12 protein-coding genes and 4 tRNA genes are annotated in these 16,683 nt (G+C 53.1%); 2 read left to right on the forward strand and 14 right to left on the reverse strand.

Annotated features, from left to right (window positions below):
- Positions 1-220: 220 nt before the first annotated feature.
- The 10 genes from ACH2EM_RS00835 to ACH2EM_RS00880 form a co-directional block, all read right to left on the reverse strand.
- On the reverse strand, positions 221-763 hold the full coding sequence (locus ACH2EM_RS00835; protein WP_395150136.1) for a hypothetical protein: 543 nt from the start codon (positions 761-763) through the stop codon (positions 221-223).
- 195 nt (positions 764-958) lie between these two features.
- Positions 959-2,227: a glycoside hydrolase family 10 protein gene (locus ACH2EM_RS00840; protein WP_395150137.1), complete on the reverse strand. Its 1,269-nt coding sequence runs from the start codon at positions 2,225-2,227 to the stop codon at positions 959-961.
- 192 nt (positions 2,228-2,419) lie between these two features.
- Positions 2,420-2,496 (reverse strand) — tRNA-Ile (locus tag ACH2EM_RS00845).
- A gap of 81 nt (positions 2,497-2,577) precedes the next feature.
- Positions 2,578-3,186: a hypothetical protein gene (locus ACH2EM_RS00850; RefSeq protein WP_395150139.1), complete on the reverse strand. Its 609-nt coding sequence runs from the start codon at positions 3,184-3,186 to the stop codon at positions 2,578-2,580.
- 170 nt (positions 3,187-3,356) lie between these two features.
- Positions 3,357-3,432, reverse strand: a tRNA-Asn gene (locus tag ACH2EM_RS00855).
- A 5-nt stretch (positions 3,433-3,437) separates the two neighbouring features.
- A tRNA-Lys gene (locus ACH2EM_RS00860) sits at positions 3,438-3,513 on the reverse strand.
- Between the two features lie 4 nt (positions 3,514-3,517).
- A tRNA-Glu gene (locus tag ACH2EM_RS00865) sits at positions 3,518-3,592 on the reverse strand.
- 95 nt (positions 3,593-3,687) lie between these two features.
- Positions 3,688-4,407: a transglycosylase domain-containing protein gene (locus tag ACH2EM_RS00870; RefSeq protein ID WP_395150140.1), complete on the reverse strand. Its 720-nt coding sequence runs from the start codon at positions 4,405-4,407 to the stop codon at positions 3,688-3,690.
- Positions 4,408-4,570: 163 nt separating this feature from the next.
- Positions 4,571-6,082 carry a putative bifunctional diguanylate cyclase/phosphodiesterase gene (locus ACH2EM_RS00875; RefSeq protein ID WP_395150141.1) on the reverse strand — a complete coding sequence of 504 codons (1,512 nt, stop codon included), beginning with the start codon at positions 6,080-6,082 and terminating at the stop codon, positions 4,571-4,573.
- Between the two features lie 364 nt (positions 6,083-6,446).
- Complete coding sequence (locus tag ACH2EM_RS00880) at positions 6,447-7,304, reverse strand: tyrosine-type recombinase/integrase (protein WP_395150142.1); 858 nt, start codon at positions 7,302-7,304, stop codon at positions 6,447-6,449.
- A gap of 130 nt (positions 7,305-7,434) precedes the next feature.
- Here ACH2EM_RS00880 and ACH2EM_RS00885 point away from each other — a divergent pair, with 130 nt between their 5' ends.
- Positions 7,435-8,061, forward strand: coding sequence for a TetR/AcrR family transcriptional regulator (locus tag ACH2EM_RS00885; protein WP_395150144.1), 627 nt, complete (start codon positions 7,435-7,437; stop codon positions 8,059-8,061).
- A gap of 165 nt (positions 8,062-8,226) precedes the next feature.
- Here the strand turns inward: ACH2EM_RS00885 and ACH2EM_RS00890 are convergent, their stop codons facing one another.
- Positions 8,227-11,112 (reverse strand): YhgE/Pip family protein, encoded by a 2,886-nt coding sequence (locus tag ACH2EM_RS00890; RefSeq protein WP_395150145.1) that lies wholly within the window; start codon positions 11,110-11,112, stop codon positions 8,227-8,229.
- A 219-nt stretch (positions 11,113-11,331) separates the two neighbouring features.
- On the opposite strand from ACH2EM_RS00890, the gene ACH2EM_RS00895 reads away from it, so the two are divergent.
- Positions 11,332-11,913 (forward strand): TetR-like C-terminal domain-containing protein, encoded by a 582-nt coding sequence (locus tag ACH2EM_RS00895; protein ID WP_395150146.1) that lies wholly within the window; start codon positions 11,332-11,334, stop codon positions 11,911-11,913.
- A gap of 102 nt (positions 11,914-12,015) precedes the next feature.
- Here the strand turns inward: ACH2EM_RS00895 and galT are convergent, their stop codons facing one another.
- The 3 genes from galT to ACH2EM_RS00910 are packed head-to-tail and all read right to left on the reverse strand — an operon-like array spanning position 12,016 to position 15,864.
- Positions 12,016-13,509, reverse strand: a complete 1,494-nt coding sequence (gene galT / locus ACH2EM_RS00900; RefSeq protein WP_395150147.1) for a UDP-glucose--hexose-1-phosphate uridylyltransferase — start codon at positions 13,507-13,509, stop codon at positions 12,016-12,018.
- A 5-nt stretch (positions 13,510-13,514) separates the two neighbouring features.
- A complete protein-coding gene (locus tag ACH2EM_RS00905; protein WP_395150148.1) occupies positions 13,515-14,828 on the reverse strand; it encodes a galactokinase in 1,314 nt (437 codons plus the stop codon).
- A gap of 25 nt (positions 14,829-14,853) precedes the next feature.
- Complete coding sequence (locus ACH2EM_RS00910) at positions 14,854-15,864, reverse strand: aldose epimerase family protein (protein WP_395150149.1); 1,011 nt, start codon at positions 15,862-15,864, stop codon at positions 14,854-14,856.
- Positions 15,865-16,683 lie beyond the last annotated feature (819 nt).

The raw sequence follows: 16,683 nt of genomic DNA on the forward strand, positions 1-16,683 counted from the left end.
CCAGCTGTCCTCGATTTTCTGTGTTCTTTACCAGCATTTTTATCACCCTACACCATTATACCCCATTTTCTTCCATGATACGAGAAAAAGGCCGCCTTTTGGCGACCTTTTTCGACAGGCTGAAACCACCGCCCAAAGGGCGGTGGTTTTTTTGCATTTTGTTTGGATATTCCTCTTTGGTTTTCCACAGTCAATGGCTTTTCATGTGGAAAACTCAGGCTCACTGGCTGGCTGTTTCTGCTGCGGCAAGGCCCTGAACCGTAAGCCCGCCGCTGATGTAGTAAATACCGCTTAAAAAAGACAGCCCTATTTTGTATCGCTGCCCCGGCTGCAAACCGGTAAACTGAGCGGTCTGGCATTCGCCGCCGGTGGCAAAGGTCATGGTGTAGCCGTCCAGATATTCCCGGCCATTGCTGCCCTCTTTCCACAGGGTTACCAGATACTCGTTGATGCTGGGGCTCTCGGTGGTGGCGTAGCTGGTAATGGTAATGCTGTCAGAGGCTGCGGTAAAATATTCGCTGAACCGGTTTTGCACATTGTTAAACACCATGTACATGGTGCCGGTGCCTTCATCGGTTTGGGTGGAAAAACGCAGGGTGGTGTCCATGCCCTCCGGCCATTGGATGCTGCCCCCTGCTGTGGCTGTAACACCAACTTCTTCCTGGGGGGTGGTTTCCTCTCCCTCCGTATTGCATCCGGTCAGGACACTCAGAGCCATGGCAGCGGCCAGCGCCAGTGCCAGCAGGCGTTTTGATACTTTCATAACTTCCTCCCTTTTGCTCTCCCTTTACAGCAACTATAAAGGGCAGCAGGTTCGGCTAATATCAGATATTTTTACAAAAAAGACCTGTTCTATTATTGTAATGCAAAATACCCCTTCTTACAAGGTATATCTTACCCCAAACCCAGCAAAAAGTATACAAATTCCCCCATCTCAAGCACATCCCCCGGCCAGATTTCAACCTGCCTGCTGGTTTACCTTGGCCAGTGCCTGCTGTTCCTGGGCCGTTAAATCCGGCCAAAGGGTATTTGCAAATAGCGAATCATACCGGTACAGTCCGTAGCCATCCAATCCGGCCTGGCGCAGGTGTTCCACCATCTGGGCCAGATTTGTGCCAGTGCGCCACTGGGTTAGAGCCGTGGGATTGCTGCCCCCATCTCCTTCTCCCACCCGGTAGGCTCCTAGCCCCACATACAGGGCCACCTCATCGCACCGGCGCATCCCGGCCCATCGCTCCAGCATCTGCTCAAACCCAAACTGGGTATCTCCCGTTTGGGTTTGGTAATCAAAACCCCAGTAGATTTGAGGCAATATGTAATCCACATACCCAGGCTGAGCCATCCAAAGGGCCACATCGCTATACTGTGTGTTATAATTATTATCCATATTCCCTTGGGGACTAATCCCAAGCCGTACCTGGGGCCACTGGGCCTTAATGCGCTGATACACCAGCTGCACCAGGTTGTTTACATTCTGCCGCCGCCAGTCCTCCAGAGAAAGCTGGGTGCCGCTTTCGGTGTATTGCTGGCTGTCAAACTCCGTCTCGGTGGTGGGGTAAAAATAATCGTCAAAATGAATGCCGTCCACCGGGTAGGCTGCCAGCACCTCCTCCACGCCCTGGGCAATCAGCTCCTGTGCCTGGGCACTTGCCGGGTCCAGATACAAGCCCTGGCTGGTCTGCCGTACCAGTTCCGGGTGGGTTTGTTGTAAGCTGCCCTCCCCCAGCTGGGGCACGCCCTGGGCGGATTGTACCCGATAAGGATTAATCCAGGCCTCCACCTCCAGCCCCTGGCTGTGGCATACCTCCACCAGAATGGCCAAAGGGTCAAAGCCGGGATCCTGCCCTTGGGTGCCGGTACACAGATGACTCCAGGGAAACAGCTTGCTGGGATAGAGCGCATCCCCAAAGGGGCGCACCTGGGCAATTACTGTATTGATGCCCAGGTTAGCGCAGTTCTGGGCCATCTGGCTTACCCCTTCCCGAAAAGCTTCTGCGCCAGAAAAATCAAAGTGCTGCCATTCCAGATAGCTCACCCATACCGCCCGGTACTCCTTTTGGGGGCTGCTTTCCCACTGGGCGCCTGGCTCCAGGCCCAGCTGGCCGGCCTGCTCCTGGACGGCGGGCTCTTTTTGTAAGTCAATTTCAGCCTCACCAAGCGCCGAGGCGCTGCATCCGGCCAGCAAAACCAGCGCTGCCGCCAGCCATACAAGAATGGTTTGTTTCATGGTGTCCTCCTTTGCCTGGGTTCCCTGCCTGTCCCACCGGGGCTGCCTTTGGGTTACTCTGGGGGCATATATATGCGGCAGCCTTCGGCTTGTATGCCCTGCCTGCTCCTGTTTTTGGCTGGCTCCGCCGGTTTTGCTATATAAAAAGAGAACGCATTGCTGCGGCCATGGCAGCAATGCGTTCTTTTTAGCTGGTGGGCCATCCAGGACTTGAACCCGGGACCAATCGGTTATGAGCCGACAGCTCTGACCAGCTGAGCTAATGGCCCTTATCCCGTTTAGTATACCAAAGGGGCACAAAAAAATCAAGCTGCACCCCTGTTTTTGTTGCTGTTTTTTCGGTCTGCCCTTTACAATCCAATCTTATACAGCAAGCGGGTGGTCAGCTCTCCAAAATGCTGCAAATCATTGGTCATTACCTGGGCAAACCCCATCGGCATAAAGTAATCCTCATCTTCTCTGTGGACGCCAGCACTCCAGTTCAGGTAACTGCCTTCATACACAGTACACCGGTGCAGCTGCCGCATCAGGGCCGCAATGGAGATGGTACGCCGCCCCAGGCAGGCCCCCACAAACTCCACACAGGTAAAACTGCAGGGCAGTGCAAGATGAATGCCCAGCACACTGAGAAGGGCGCCGTATGTATTGTAAATCATTTCATCGGGTTTGGACTGGCACACCTGCAAGATATGCTCCATCCGCCGGGCCTGCTGGTCGGTCAAATACACCTTGCAGACCCGTATGGGCACATCACCCTTTTCGCACAAGCGGCTGGCATGCTCCACCACAAACCCGCCCGCCAGGGCATCGTATTTATTGCGTCTGGCAAAGGAATAGCACAGGCTCAAAGTTGCATCCATGCTGATGGAAACATGGTTATAGGGCACGCCCGTCACCCTGCGGATGATGCGGCCTAAATTGGTATTGGTCCGGGAAAACATTACATAAACATAAGGCATCCTGCCACCTCCTGTTTGGGATATGCTATGCAGGCAGAGGTGCATTTTCTCCGCTCTGCCTGTGGCGTTCCTGGCTCGATGAACGCCCTGTATTGCTGTGCCTGGGCAAAAGCCGCCCCTGGCAGATAATAAAAAACAAGGGCACACTGCAAAACAGTGTGCCCTTGTGCTGGCTCCCCAAGTTGGACTCGAACCAACGACCCTGCGGTTAACAGCCGCATGCTCTACCGACTGAGCTATTGAGGAATAACTGGTGCACTTCCAGGGACTCGAACCCTGGGCCCGCTGATTAAGAGTCAGCTGCTCTACCAACTGAGCTAGAAGTGCATAATGGTGACCCGTGGGAGAATCGAACTCCCGTTTGCGGCGTGAGAGGCCGCCGTCTTGACCGCTTGACCAACGGGCCACATCTGACAGCTTCATTATTATAACCCGGCTATCTCTGTTTGTCAACGGTTTTTCTTAAAAAAATTCAATTTTTTCAAAATTCTTTTTTTCAGTCTATTCCAACCCCAACCGCTGGGCCTGACTTTGGGTAAGGTAGCCGCATTGTTTCATCCGTCTCCATACCTGCCGCTGCCGCTGCCGGGCCAGTTCAGGGTTTTCGGTGGGTGCATACACCGAAGGTGCATTGGGCACACCGGCCATCATGGTGCATTGGTCAAAATCCATCTGCCCGGGGTCAATGCCATAGTATCCCTGCGCAGCTTGACCAATACCGTAATACCCCTCTCCAAAATAAATGCTGTTTACATACAGCTCCAAAATCTCCTCTTTCGAGTAGTTTTGCTCCAAATCCCAGCTCATAAACACCTCGGCAATTTTACGCTCCACCAGTTTTTCCTGGGTAAAATACATGGTTTTGGCCAATTGCTGGGTAATGGTACTGCCTCCCTGGTCGTAGCTGCCGCTTTTGATGTTATAAAGCAATGCACGCACCAGGGCAATGAGGTCAATGCCCTGGTGGATGTAAAACCGCTTATCCTCCACCGCAATCACTGCATCCAGATAGGTTTGAGGCAGTTGTTCCAGTGGGGTATAGCCCTCCTCCTGCTGAAGCTGGGCCACTTTTTGGGGCAGCGGCATTTGTGCCAAAGCCTGCCGGTACAGCTGGTATCCTTTGGTGGTAAGGCGCCCCACCCAAACTGCCCCTACCAAAGTAACCAGCAGTACCAAAATCAAGAGTGCCCACCCCACTCCATGGCGCTGTTTGTGCTGCATTGCTGCCCCCCTTTGTGTAAATTTTTAAATCTTTCTTTAGCATATACCAATTTTATACAAAATGCTACTCCCATGCAGCACTTCCAAAAGATTTTCTTTGCTTAAAACGACCTGTTTTCCCCTTTTTCTTCAAATAAAAAAAGAGAGCCAGCGGCTCTCTTTTTTATACTGCTGTGTTTGATTCAAAAACAGGAGCGGTGCACTGCTCCATCAGCTCTGCAAAACGCTTGGGGTCCACCGGGCGGCTAAAATAATACCCCTGCACATTCTGGCAGCCGCAATCCCGCAAAAACCGGTACTGTTCTGGGGTTTCCACTCCTTCGGCAATGGTAACCACCTTCAGGCTTTGTGCCAGCAAAACGGCATGGCGCACAATGCTTTCGCCTTTTTCTGTTCCAATGGAGGCAATAAAGCTGCGGTCAATTTTAAGCACATCAAAATTCAGCTGGTGCAATGCCTTGAGGGAGGAGTACCCCACTCCGTAATCATCCAGCGAAACCGAAAATCCCCGCTGGTGCATCTGGGCAATTTGCCGGTGCAGTGCCTGCTCGTTTTCCTGCATATGGCTTTCGGTAATCTCCAGCTGAATCAAATCGGCCGGCACCCGGTAGCGGCAAAGTTGAGCGGTAAGAAACTCCATAACATCCTGATTTTCCAGGTAGGCCCTGGAAATATTGATGGAAATCGGCACCACCGGCAGCCCCTGCTGCCGCCAGTCACGCATCAGACGGCATACCTTGCAGAACATCAGCTGGTCAATTTGCCGAATGCTGCCGTTGCGCTCGCATATCTCAATAAAAGCAGCAGGGCTTTCCAGAGTGCCATCACTCCTGCGCCAGCGCACCAGAGCCTCGGCCCCAATCATCCGGCCGGTCACTGCATCGTACTGGGGCTGGAACCACGGCTCAAATTCTTCATTTTTTAATGCCTGTTCCACCTGGTCTTCCAGCTGCTTTTGAGCCAGTGCCCTACGGTAAATTTCCTGATCAAAGTAAACAAAGGGTTGATTTTTCTGCTTTGCCATCCGCAAAGCGGTAATGGCGTAGTTGTATTGGTTTTCAACGCCCACCTTATCTTCCGGATTCATCAAATAGATGCCGGCAGTCAAATTTACCCGCACGGAGGCAGGCTTTAGTGGCGCCGCCGCAATGGTTTTGCAGGTCTGCATCACCCAATCTTCCAGTTCCTGCTGATTTTTGTAAAATTTAATCACCACAAACTGGTCTGCCTGGGCGTGGATCAGGGTTTCCTTTGGCTGTGCTGCCTGCTGCAGCAGTTTGCTGACCTGCTGCAGCACCTTGTCGCCCACCTGCGCGCCGTACATTTCGTTGATGATACGGAACCGGTTTATATCAAAGGCCACCATGGCAACCTTTCGTTCCTCCGCCGGGGCCAGGATAACCTCCAATTTATCTCGGAGATAGGCCTTGTTGCGGGAGTTGGTCAAAGGGTCCCGGTAAGCAAGCTCCATTAAATATTGCTTGCCTCTGCGCAGTACAGCATACAACTTTAGTAAGCATCCGCTGGATACAACCAGCAGAATGCTGCAAATCAAAAACAGCGTGGTATCAGACCTGTTGATATACAGCTCCACCAAACCCACCAGACCTGTTGCAACCATTAAGGCTACACAAAAAACATAGAACGCATCCTGAACGGTTCGCTTTTGACTCACTGTGCTTCTTCCTTTCGTAGATGCCGCCTTGAAGCACCACATAATTTCAATTATGTGGTCATCCAAAATCTGAAAATTTGAAAAAATTGGTGCAAAATCTTTTTCGATTATACTAAAATCACCGTTTTTTTGCAATGAACCCAGCAAAGAGAGGAAAAATTCCCGTCTAAATTTTAATTTCAGACAGCACAAAAAGACTGGCCGATAAAAAAATCGGCCGGTCTATTGCTGTTTTCGAGTTTTTTTATTTAAATCTGCGATTTTAAAAAAATCTAAAAGAAAAAACGGCAAGCAAACCACATAATTGAAATTATGTGTTATAATATCTCTACATACTTTGGCCTGAGATATCACATAATTGAAATTATGTGATAATAAGGCCCAGCCGTTCCACATGGCGGGCATGAATCGTTCCGCTTTCCACCATATAAATGCGGGTCGTGGTTACGCTGGTATGTCCCAAAAGGTCCGCCAGTCGGGAGATGTCCTTTTCTCTGGAATAATAAGTACGGGCAAACAAATGCCGAAGATTGTGGGGAAACACCTTTTCCGGCAATACCTGGGCCAAACGGCACAGCCGTTTCATGTCACGCCAGATGTTGCTGCGGTCCAGCGGTTTTCCGCTGCGGGTCACAAACACCGGCCCACTGGTTTGTTTTTGCTGTTTGATATACTGCTTCAGCTGTTTGCACAGCGGCTTTGGCAAAAACACCATGCGCCGTTTGCCTTTGCATATTACCTCGGCTCGGCCGCTTTCGACGGCACGGGTTGTAATAAATCGCAGTTCCGAAACACGAATGCCCGTTGCGCAGATGGTTTGAATCACCAATGCAAGCCGCTTGTTTCGGCTGTCCTGGGCGGTATGCACCAGCCGCTGATACTCGCTTTTGGTAAGCTCCTTTTCCTCTTGGCAAAACAGCGTTCTTTGCATTTTTAAGGGCTTAAGCCGCAGATGATGCCAGTTTAAAAAACGAAAAAAACCATTTGCTGCCGCCAGCATGGAATTTACCGTGCTGGTTGCAAACTGTTCGCACAGATACTCTTTCCAGCAAAGGAGCTTCTCTTTTGTGCATAGTCCCTGGGGCAAAAACCGATACAGCGCCTGCAAATCCCTGCTGTATTTCTCCTGTGTATGCTTGGCCTTTTCCTGCTCTCGCAGGTAACACAAATAGGCCTTGATCTGCTCTTGCGTTATTACTTGTGCGGATGCTTGTTGCTGCATAGTGTGCTCCTTTTGCCGTTTCACTGGTGAGTTATACCATTTTTTATTATACAGAAAGTTTTTAATCTTTTTTTGATTTAAACAATATTTTCCATGTTTTTTCCACTATCTAGGAAGGACACAGCAATTCATGGTTGAAGATAAGCGCATCTCTAAAAGTAAGCAGGCTTTGCGGTCTGCTCTCATTCAGCTGCTGCAGGAATGCTCCTTTGAGGAGCTTACTGTCATTCAAATTTGCAGCAAAGCAAATGTAAGCCGCATCACCTTTTATGCCCACTACACCGATAAATACAAGCTGGCCAGCGAAGTGATACACCAGTTTATGGTGGAAACCCGCCTGAATTTTGCCAACCTGCAAAGCCGGTTGCCCGGCAGCTCTCAGGATATTATCGCCCTGATGGTTCACAATCTGCTGGATTGCTTTCTGGGCTTGCTGCAAACCCATCTTAATTTTTTCCAGTATGTTAATCCTCAGCACAGCGCCTATCTGTATGCCGAATTCTCTCAGCAGCTGCTGATGTGTGTGAATCATCTGGTGGAGAGCAATATCCCTACCGACCAGTTTCGCTATCCGGTGCCTGTCTGTACCCGCATCATCGGCTTTCATCTCCTTGGTTTTTCCATGGAGGCACTGTCCGCCGGGAGATTGCAGGAAGAGGACATCCGCTGCTTTCACCGGATTTTGCAGGACCTTTTGGATGCCCATGTTCTGCTGCACCGCACCAGCCAATCTGCAAGGCCTGCTCACCTTGTTTAATTCACACGCCAGATACCCCGCCCACAGCCAGCTTATCTTGTTGGCCGTAGGCGGGGTATCTGCGTAAAATCCATTTTTTTCATTTAAAAAACCGCCTCACCCTCTGCAACACACAGAGCATGAGACGGCTATAAAAGCACTCTGATCAATTAAATCAATGGCAGATTATGCAAGGCCGTGTTCTTCCAGCCAAACCATAAGGGTGGGTTTTTCTGCCTTAATGCGGCTGGCACGCAGAGCAAATACCAAAACAGTGAGGAGAGTGAATACCACCAGCCACAAGGCCAGGTAGGCCAGGCAGCCGCCCACCGCTTCACCGCCGCAGATTGCACGGCGGAAAGCGGTTACTGTGTAGGTAAAGGGTACCCAGTCGTGAAGTCCCTTTACAAACGAGCCGGAAATCTCCAGGGGATAGGTTCCCACCGAACCGGCCAGCTGTACCACCATAAAAATCAGCATTAAAAAGCTGCCTGCCTTACCCAGCAGATTGGTGAAGAAATACATAACCGACATAAAGGTAACCGAAGCCACGCAAGCCACCAGCACCGTCTGGCCCAGGCGCACCGGGTCAAGCCCATTGATGCTGTGCAGAGCAGCCACCATCACCAGTGCCTGAGCCACCGCAACCGGATACAGCACCGATGCCTTGCTCAGCCACCAGGCTGCGCCGTTTTTCAGCTTGCCGGTATACTGGGTGAGAGGGTACATCAGGCTAAAGGCAATGCAGCCTACCCACAAAGCCACCGACATCATATAAGGGGCCATGGCATGGCCGTTGTTGGGCACCTGGGTAAGCTGGGTTTCCTGGCTTACCACCGGGGCTGCAAACATATCCACCACCGGCTGGGTGGTGTTGGTGCTCAAAATTTCCTGAGCGCCGTCGGCCAAACTGTCCTGCAAGGTGGAAGCCCCATCCCGCAGCTGGCCCAAGCCTTCTGCAAGGGTTCCGCTGCCTTCGGCCAGCTGTGCGGCGCCGCTCTGAATTTGTTTTGCACCATCGCTGAGTGCAGCTGCGCCCTGGTTCAAGGCTGGGCTGTTTTGGGTCAGTGCAGTTGCTCCAGCCACCAGCTGAGCCGTTCCATCCTTTAAGGCCCCTGTGCCCTGCTGCAGCTGCTGAATGCCCTGGGTAAGGGTGGGAATTTGACCATTCAGGCTGTTCATGCCAGCCTTCAAATCAACGCTGCCCGCTGCCAGCTGGTTTAACCCCCCGGCTAATTCCGCTGCCTTCTGCCCCAAAACAGAGGTTCCCTCCTGCTGTAAGGTGCTGGCACCCTGGGCGGCCTGGGCAATGCCCTGGGTCAAAAGGGGAGCTTGCTCTGCCAGCTGTCCGGTCCCCTGCTGGAGTACCGTCAGTCCTTCCCCAAGGGCTTTGGTGCCCTGGGCCAGCTGCTGGGCACCTGCCTGCAAGGCAGGCAAACCGGTGGTCTGGTCCGCCAATGCGGCGCTGCCCGCCGCTGCCTGGGCCACACCCTGGGTGTATTGTGCAATTCCCTGCTGCAATGCCTGGGCACCTGCCTGTACGCCGGTTACAGCCTCTGCCAGTGCAGCCTCATTACCGCTGGCATCGCCAGCCAAAGCCTGCGCTGTTTGCTGCAAGGCCAGTGCTGCCTGCTCACGGGCAGTATCTGCCGCCTGTGCCTGCTGGTAGGTTTGCTGGGCCAGTGCGGCCAGCTGACCGGCAGCCTGGATCAGGCTATCCAGAGCCTGCGGGTCTCCTGCCTGGGCGGCAGGAATGGCCTCCTCAATGGTTTGTGCAAGCCCCGCCGGGTCCTGAAGAACCACACCACCTGCGGCGGCCTGCTGGGCGGCGTCCTGTGTTTGCTGCTGCAGCTGAGCCAGCTGGGGCTGACCGCTGCCGGATGCCCCAGCCAAGGCGGCAGCCAAGCCATCCGCTCCTGCCTTTAATTGGTCGGCTGCTGTTTGCAGCTGCTCAGATTTTTCATTCAGCTGCTGCAACCCCTGGTTCAGCGCCTGAGCTCCCGCCTGGGCCTTTTGGGCCCCCTGTGCCAGGTCTTCTGCACCTTGAGCCAAAGCCTGCGCCCCCTTCTGGGCCTGAACAGCACCCTCATCCAATGCCTTTGCGGCATCGGGCAGGGTCCCAGTCTGGGTTTGCAGCTGGCCAAGGCCCTGGTTCAGAATTTGCAGGTTCTGGTCCACCTGCTGAGCACCCTCGGCCAGCGCATCGCTTCCGTTTTTGGCCTGGCCGGCTCCCTGTGCCAGCTGCTCTGCTCCTTCGTTAAGTGCCTGCACTCCTTCGGCTAAAGCCGGCGCAGACTCTCCCATCTGGTTCAAACCGCCCTGCACAGCCAAAGCGCCCTGGTCCAGCTTTCCGGCACCTTCGGCCAGCTGTGCCACGCCTTGGGTGTACTGGGCCAGGCCCTGGCTTAATGTCTGGCTTCCATCCCGAAATACCAGGGTGCTGTCTGCCAGCCGCTGCAAATTCTGCTGGATGGTCTGGTTGCCGTCAAACAGCTTTTGTGTTCCATCCTCCAGCTGGCCTGCACCCTCTGCGGCCTGCTCCATGCCATCCCCCACCTGGGTGAGCTGGTCAAACATGGTTTCCACATAGGTTTGGGTCACTTTTTCCCGCACACCTGCCTGGATTTCCTTCATGGCACTTTCGCTTAATTTGGAGGCGATGTAGTTTGTACCCGGATTGGTTTGGTACTTGAGCTCCATCTGATGGGGCTGTGCCTGGGTAAGGGTGGCCGCATTGGCGGAAAAATCCTGGGGAATGGTAATTACCATGTAGTAATTCCCCTTTGCAAGGCCCTCCTGGGCGGTTTGCTGGTCCACCAGCTGAAAATCCAGCGACGCATCCTCCAGCAGCTGCTGGGTCAGCTGTGTGCCGATTTCCAGCTTGCGGCCCTCATAATCCACCGGCTGGTCCTGGTTCACCAGTGCCACCGGCAGATGGTTTACATTTCCGTAGGGGTCCCACATGGAACCCAAAAACAAGGTTGTGTAGATGGTGGGAATTATCACAACAGCCGCCATCACCAACAGCATCAGCTTATTGCTCAGCAGTTTTTTCCATTCACCTTTCAGCATAGAACAAAAAAGTCGCTTCCTTTCCTGTTTTCTTTGCAAAAAACAACAGTATGTTGTTTACCCATCGTTGTATTGCTTTTTGCCGTAAGCAGAATTATACTAAACAGGAATGTTCCGCTCAACCATCAATTTTACATCAGTGTGCCGTATAATCGACAGTTTGTTGTGCTGATGTTGAACTATCATAGTTTTTTTACAAACCAAAAGGAGGTTTTTTGCGTGGAGAAAAAGCCAGACCGGCGCGTCCGCCGTACCAAAGCCCAGCTGCGCCATGGCCTTGCCCAGCTTATGAGTACCAAAAGCGTAAACGAGGTGACGGTAACCGAACTGGTGGAGCTGGTGGATATTAACCGCTCCACCTTTTACCTGCACTATACAGACATCTACCATATGCTGGAAAGCATCGAAAACGAATTGTTTGAGGAGCTGCTTCACACCATCCAAACCCATCCATTGACCCCCTTCAACGAACAGAGCTTTCCCTTTATTGAGGATATTTTTGAAATCCTTTTTAACAGCCGGGAAATCTGCGCCGCCCTGCTGGGCCCACATGGGGACATGGCTTTTTTGCACCGCATTGAGGCCATGCTCTCCCACTACAGCCTCAAGGCCCTGCGGGAAGCTTTTCCCCAACAGGCGGAGGATTTAACCTATACCTATTCCTACTGTGTAACAGGCTGTGTGGGCCTGATTAAGGACTGGCTGTTCCGGGGTTGTCCCCAGTCTCCCCAGCACATGGCCCAGCTTACCTTTCAGCTCATCAACAATACGGTGAAAGGTCTCCATTCCGCCGGGCAATGAAAGTTTCCCGGTTTTTCCATCATCAACCAAAAAAGCGATGACTTCCGTGGAAGTCATCGCTTTTTTGGGTTTTATGTAGATGTTTAGGAGATAGCGTTATAATTACAGGGCCGCCACAAACCGCAAAAAGGCAGCGCGCCCTTCCTCGGTGCGTTTGAATACACCGGCGTGCTCCAGCACCTGGGCAAACACCCGTCCGGTTTCCTTCTGCACCACCGGCCAGGCCTCCCCTGGCGCAAAAGCACCATGACGAGCCAAAATTTCCCCAGCCCACTGGGCGTGCTTTTCGGTTTCCGGCTGGCTGTTCAGGTCCCGGCCTGTTTCCAGGCACTCTGCCACCAGGCTCAACTCCTGCTTCAGCCGGGCAGGCAGAATGGCACGGCCCATCACCTCAATCAGGCCAATGTTTTCCTTTTTGATGTGATGCAGTTCCGGATGGGGATGGTATACTCCCATGGGGAACTCCTGGGTGGTAATGTTGTTGCGCAGCACCAGATCCAGTTCGTAGTCCTGTCCCCTGCGGCGGGCAATGAGGGTGATGGTGTTGTGAGGCTCTCCCTGGGTATGGGCAAACACAAAGGCTGCTTCATCGGTATAATTTTGCCAGGTTTTCAGCACATGCTCAGCCAGCTGTGCCACCCGCTCCTTGCTGGAGCCGGTTACACGCAGCACCGACATGGGCCATTTCACCAGGCCAACCTGCAAATCCTCGTAGCCGGGAATGGCAACAGGGTGCTCCACCGGGGCAGTCTCCATGGGGAACAGGCAGCGCCCACCCTGGAAGTGCTCGTGGGACAGGATGGAGCCGCCCACAATGGGCAGGTCCGCATTGGAACCTGCAAAGTAGTGGGGGAACTCGGTTACCACATCCAGCAATTTATCAAAGCAGCTGCGGTCAATCTGCATGGGGCAGTGCTCACTGTTCAGCAAAATGCAGTGCTCGTTGTAGTATACATAAGGGGAATACTGGAGCATCCACTGCTGGCCGCCCACCGTGAGGGGAATCATGCGATGATTGGCACGGGCGGGGTGGTCCATCCGGCCCATATATCCCTCATTTTCCACACACAGCTGGCATTTGGGATAGCTGGTGGAAGCCTGGGTTTTGGCCAGCGCAATGGCCTTGGGGTCCTTTTCCGGCTTGGAAAGGTTGATGGTGATATCCAGCACCCCATACTCGGTTTCTGCGGTCCAGTGCAGGTCCTTTGCAATCCGGTCAGTGCGGATGTAGTTGGTATCCTGGCTGAACTGGTAATACCAGTTGGTCGCCTTTTCAGGGGACTGCTGGTACAGGCTGCGGAATGTTTCAATCACCTGGGCCGGCCGGGGGGTAAGCACTCCCATGAGAGTGGTATCCAGCTGATCCCGCTGGGTGATGGATTCTCCATCAATGCGTCCACGCCGGGCAGCATCCTCCACCAATACTTCCAGCAGCTGTGGCAGACTTGTCTGCTGGGGAGCAGTTTCCTGTTGCCAGGCATCCAGCCCCAGCACTGCCAGCAGCTGGTTCGCCGCCCAGATGCGGTCGCAGGGCTCTATGAGCTGCTTTTCAATTGCATACTCTAACAATCCGGAAATTGCTTGCTGTACCGTCATATCCCTCACTCCTGTTCGCTGCTGAATACCAGACAGCCGCCCTCTCCCCGCAGGGATACCAGATGACAGCTGCCTTCTCCCAATACGGCTTCCATGGTCTGCACCAGCTGCTCCAGCTTGCTCTGGGGCACAAATACCTGAATTGTGCCTGCAAAGCCGCCGCCGTGCACACGGGCAGCACCCTCACCCTGTAAAACCTGTTCGGCCAGAGCCAACGCCAGAGGAATGGCCTGCTCCTGGGGTGTTGCCACCGACCAGGTATTCTGCAGCAGGGTAGCCGAGGACTGGCCAGACTGGCGCACCAGCTCCAAAAAGCGTTCCATATCCCCATCGTGCAAGGCTTTTGCCTGTTGCTGGGCCCGCTTGTTTTCTGCAAAAAAGTGCATGGCCCGCAGCACAGCACGGTCGCCCAGCTTATGGCGCAGGGCAGGAATGGCCCGTCGGAACTCTGCTTCCTCCACATCCCGCAGCACAGCCTTGCCAAAGTAGGCAGCCACGCCGCCCATCTCCTGGGTAATGCCTGCGTAATCGTCGGTCAGGTCTACATGGCAGGACTTGGTATCCACAATGCACATCTGGTAGCCATGGGCCTCCAGATTGCATTGCACTGTTTCAATCACCGGGTGTGCAGGGTCGTTAAAGTCAATGGCTACCACACCGCCTACAGAGCTGGCGGCCTGGTCCATCAGGCCACAGGGCTTTCCAAAGTATTTGTTCTCTGCATACTGGCCAATTTGTGCCAATTTTACGGCACTCAAAGCACCTTTGCAGCAAAATTGATTGAACACATTGCCAAGCATGGTTTCAAACGCAGCGGAGGAAGAAAGGCCGGAACCGCTCAGCACCGTGCTGCTCACATAAGCACAAAAGCCTTTTACTGCAAAGCCCTCCTGCACCACACCATGGGCTACGCCTCGAATAAGGGATGCAGAGGTGTTTTTCTCCTCCGGATGAATCTCCAGATCCTCCAGGTCAATGACCAGAGCCGGATACCCTTCGGATACCAGGCGCACCTGGCTGGTTTCGTTGGGCACCACACAGGCCAGCACATCCATATTCACACTGGCGCACAGCACACAGCCATGCTGATGATCGGTGTGGTTTCCGCCGATTTCCGTGCGGCCGGGGCCGCTGAACAGGGCAGCACCGGTGCAGTCCACATCCGGAAATTCCCGCCCAAATCCTTCCAGCACACTGCAAACCCTCTGCCGGGCCTGCTCCAGCTCCTGCTGGCTGCCGTGATACACATACAGCTGCCGCAGGCGTTCGTCAAATTGGCCCTGCTGCACGGCGTTCAAAAAAGTTTGCATATCTTTCATTGGTCCTAGCCTCTTTTCGCAAATGTTATGTTGTTAATTTTGTAAATCGATAGCAAATTTCATGGGTCCAGGAACTTCCCTTTTCCAGTTCCACACTAGGAAATTCCGGGTGGTTTGGTGCATCGGGAATATACTGCGGCTCCAGCGCAATGGCGCTATGGGTTGGCTTCAAAAAATTGCCGGTGTACAGGTGAATGCCCGGAAGGGTAGAAAAAACCTCCATGGCCACACCTGTTTTGGGGCACAGCAGCCCGCATACCCTGCGCAAGCCCTTTTCCTGCACCAAAAAAGTGTGGTCAAATCCACTGCCCGCCTCAAGCTGGGGGTGTTTTTGGTTCCAGCGCTCTTCAAGCAGGGCAGGTTTTGCAAAATCAAAAGGGGTTCCCTCTGTCTGCATCAATTCCCCTGTGGGGATTCCATCGGGACGGATTGCCGCAACTTGGTTTGCAGGAGTCCAGAACAGATGCCCCTCAGCGGCACGGTCAAACCGGCCGGACAGGTTCCAGTATCCGTGGTGGGTCATGGACAGCACCGTATCATCCAGGGCCTTGCCTTCCAGTATGAGCCGCAATGTACCATCCGGCTCAAACAGATAAGTAACCGCCACATCTACAGCGCCGGGATAACCCTCCTCCCCTGCAGGTGCATGGCGAAACAAACGAATGCCCTGCTCCAACAGCTGGCTCTGCCATAGGTGCCGGTCAAATCCTTTTATCCCGCCGTGCAGATGGTTTGCACCTTGGTTGCAAGGCAGGTGGTAATCGGTTCCCTTTAGGGTAAATGCTCCACCGGCAATGCGGCCCGCACAGCGGCCCACAATGGCTCCTGCATACGCCGTGCCATCCTCATATGCTTGCAGAGTTTCATATCCCATGCACACCTGCAAGCGCCGATGAGATTCCGGCAGCCATAAGGCCCGCAGGGTTGCGCCGTAGTCCAGCACTTCTGCCACCATGCCGCTTTCATGCTCCATCCGAAAGCACTGTACTGCATTTCCATCCTTTGTAACCCCAAAGGGCCTTACTGTGACCTTCATGCAACAATTGTCCTTTCCAAAAATTGCCTTGCAATCAATATTTTCTGCTTGAATTATATAAAATATTTTTCGCATCGGCCATATCTTTTTTAAAACAAGCGTTAAAAATCCATATTTTGCAACAAGGGCAGTTGCTTCTAAACCAAGAACAAATTTTCTTTAAAATCTCCCCGCGGAAATCCTTGCTGTTCACAACAAAAAAGCGAACACCAAATGGGTGTTCGCTTTCATTAATCCACTTTTAAGTGTAGATTCAGTTAGTTTTTCATCGCTGCTACTGCTTCGATTTTTCATCAAATCTGGCAGCGCTGGCAGCTTTCCTTTCCTCGATAACCTTGATAGATTCTTAAGGATCCGCAATGTTTTCATCTGAGCTGAAAGTGTTTATTATTTAATCTTGGTTTTGCAAAACCATTACAGCTACAGCCGCTTCTGGTCCCAGCAGCTGTGCTGCTCTTCCGGTTGCAGCGTGTCGCACTGACTTCGCACACCACAGTGTGCTCCCATTGCTCTGCGCTGCTGCCCAGCCCGCTCCGGTTCGCTGTATCCGCCACTGTCGGCGCTCACCTTTGAATCACCCAAAATCCGCATCAGCTTTCTTATAAAAAGTCTGAACCTTTCAAAATCATAGCGGCAAAGAAAAAAGAGCACCCGATTGGGTGCTCTTTCGTGGTGCACTTCCAGGGACTCGAACCCTGGGCCCGCTGATTAAGAGTCAGCTGCTCTACCACCTGTTACGACCACACTTAGCTCAGGGCAGCTATTCAGCTGTTTTTGCTTGGAATTAAGCCACATTTTCGTCTGTGGCGTTTCTTAGAG

This window comes from uncultured Allofournierella sp., assembly GCA_944382705.1.
GTDB lineage: Bacteria > Bacillota > Clostridia > Oscillospirales > Ruminococcaceae > Allofournierella.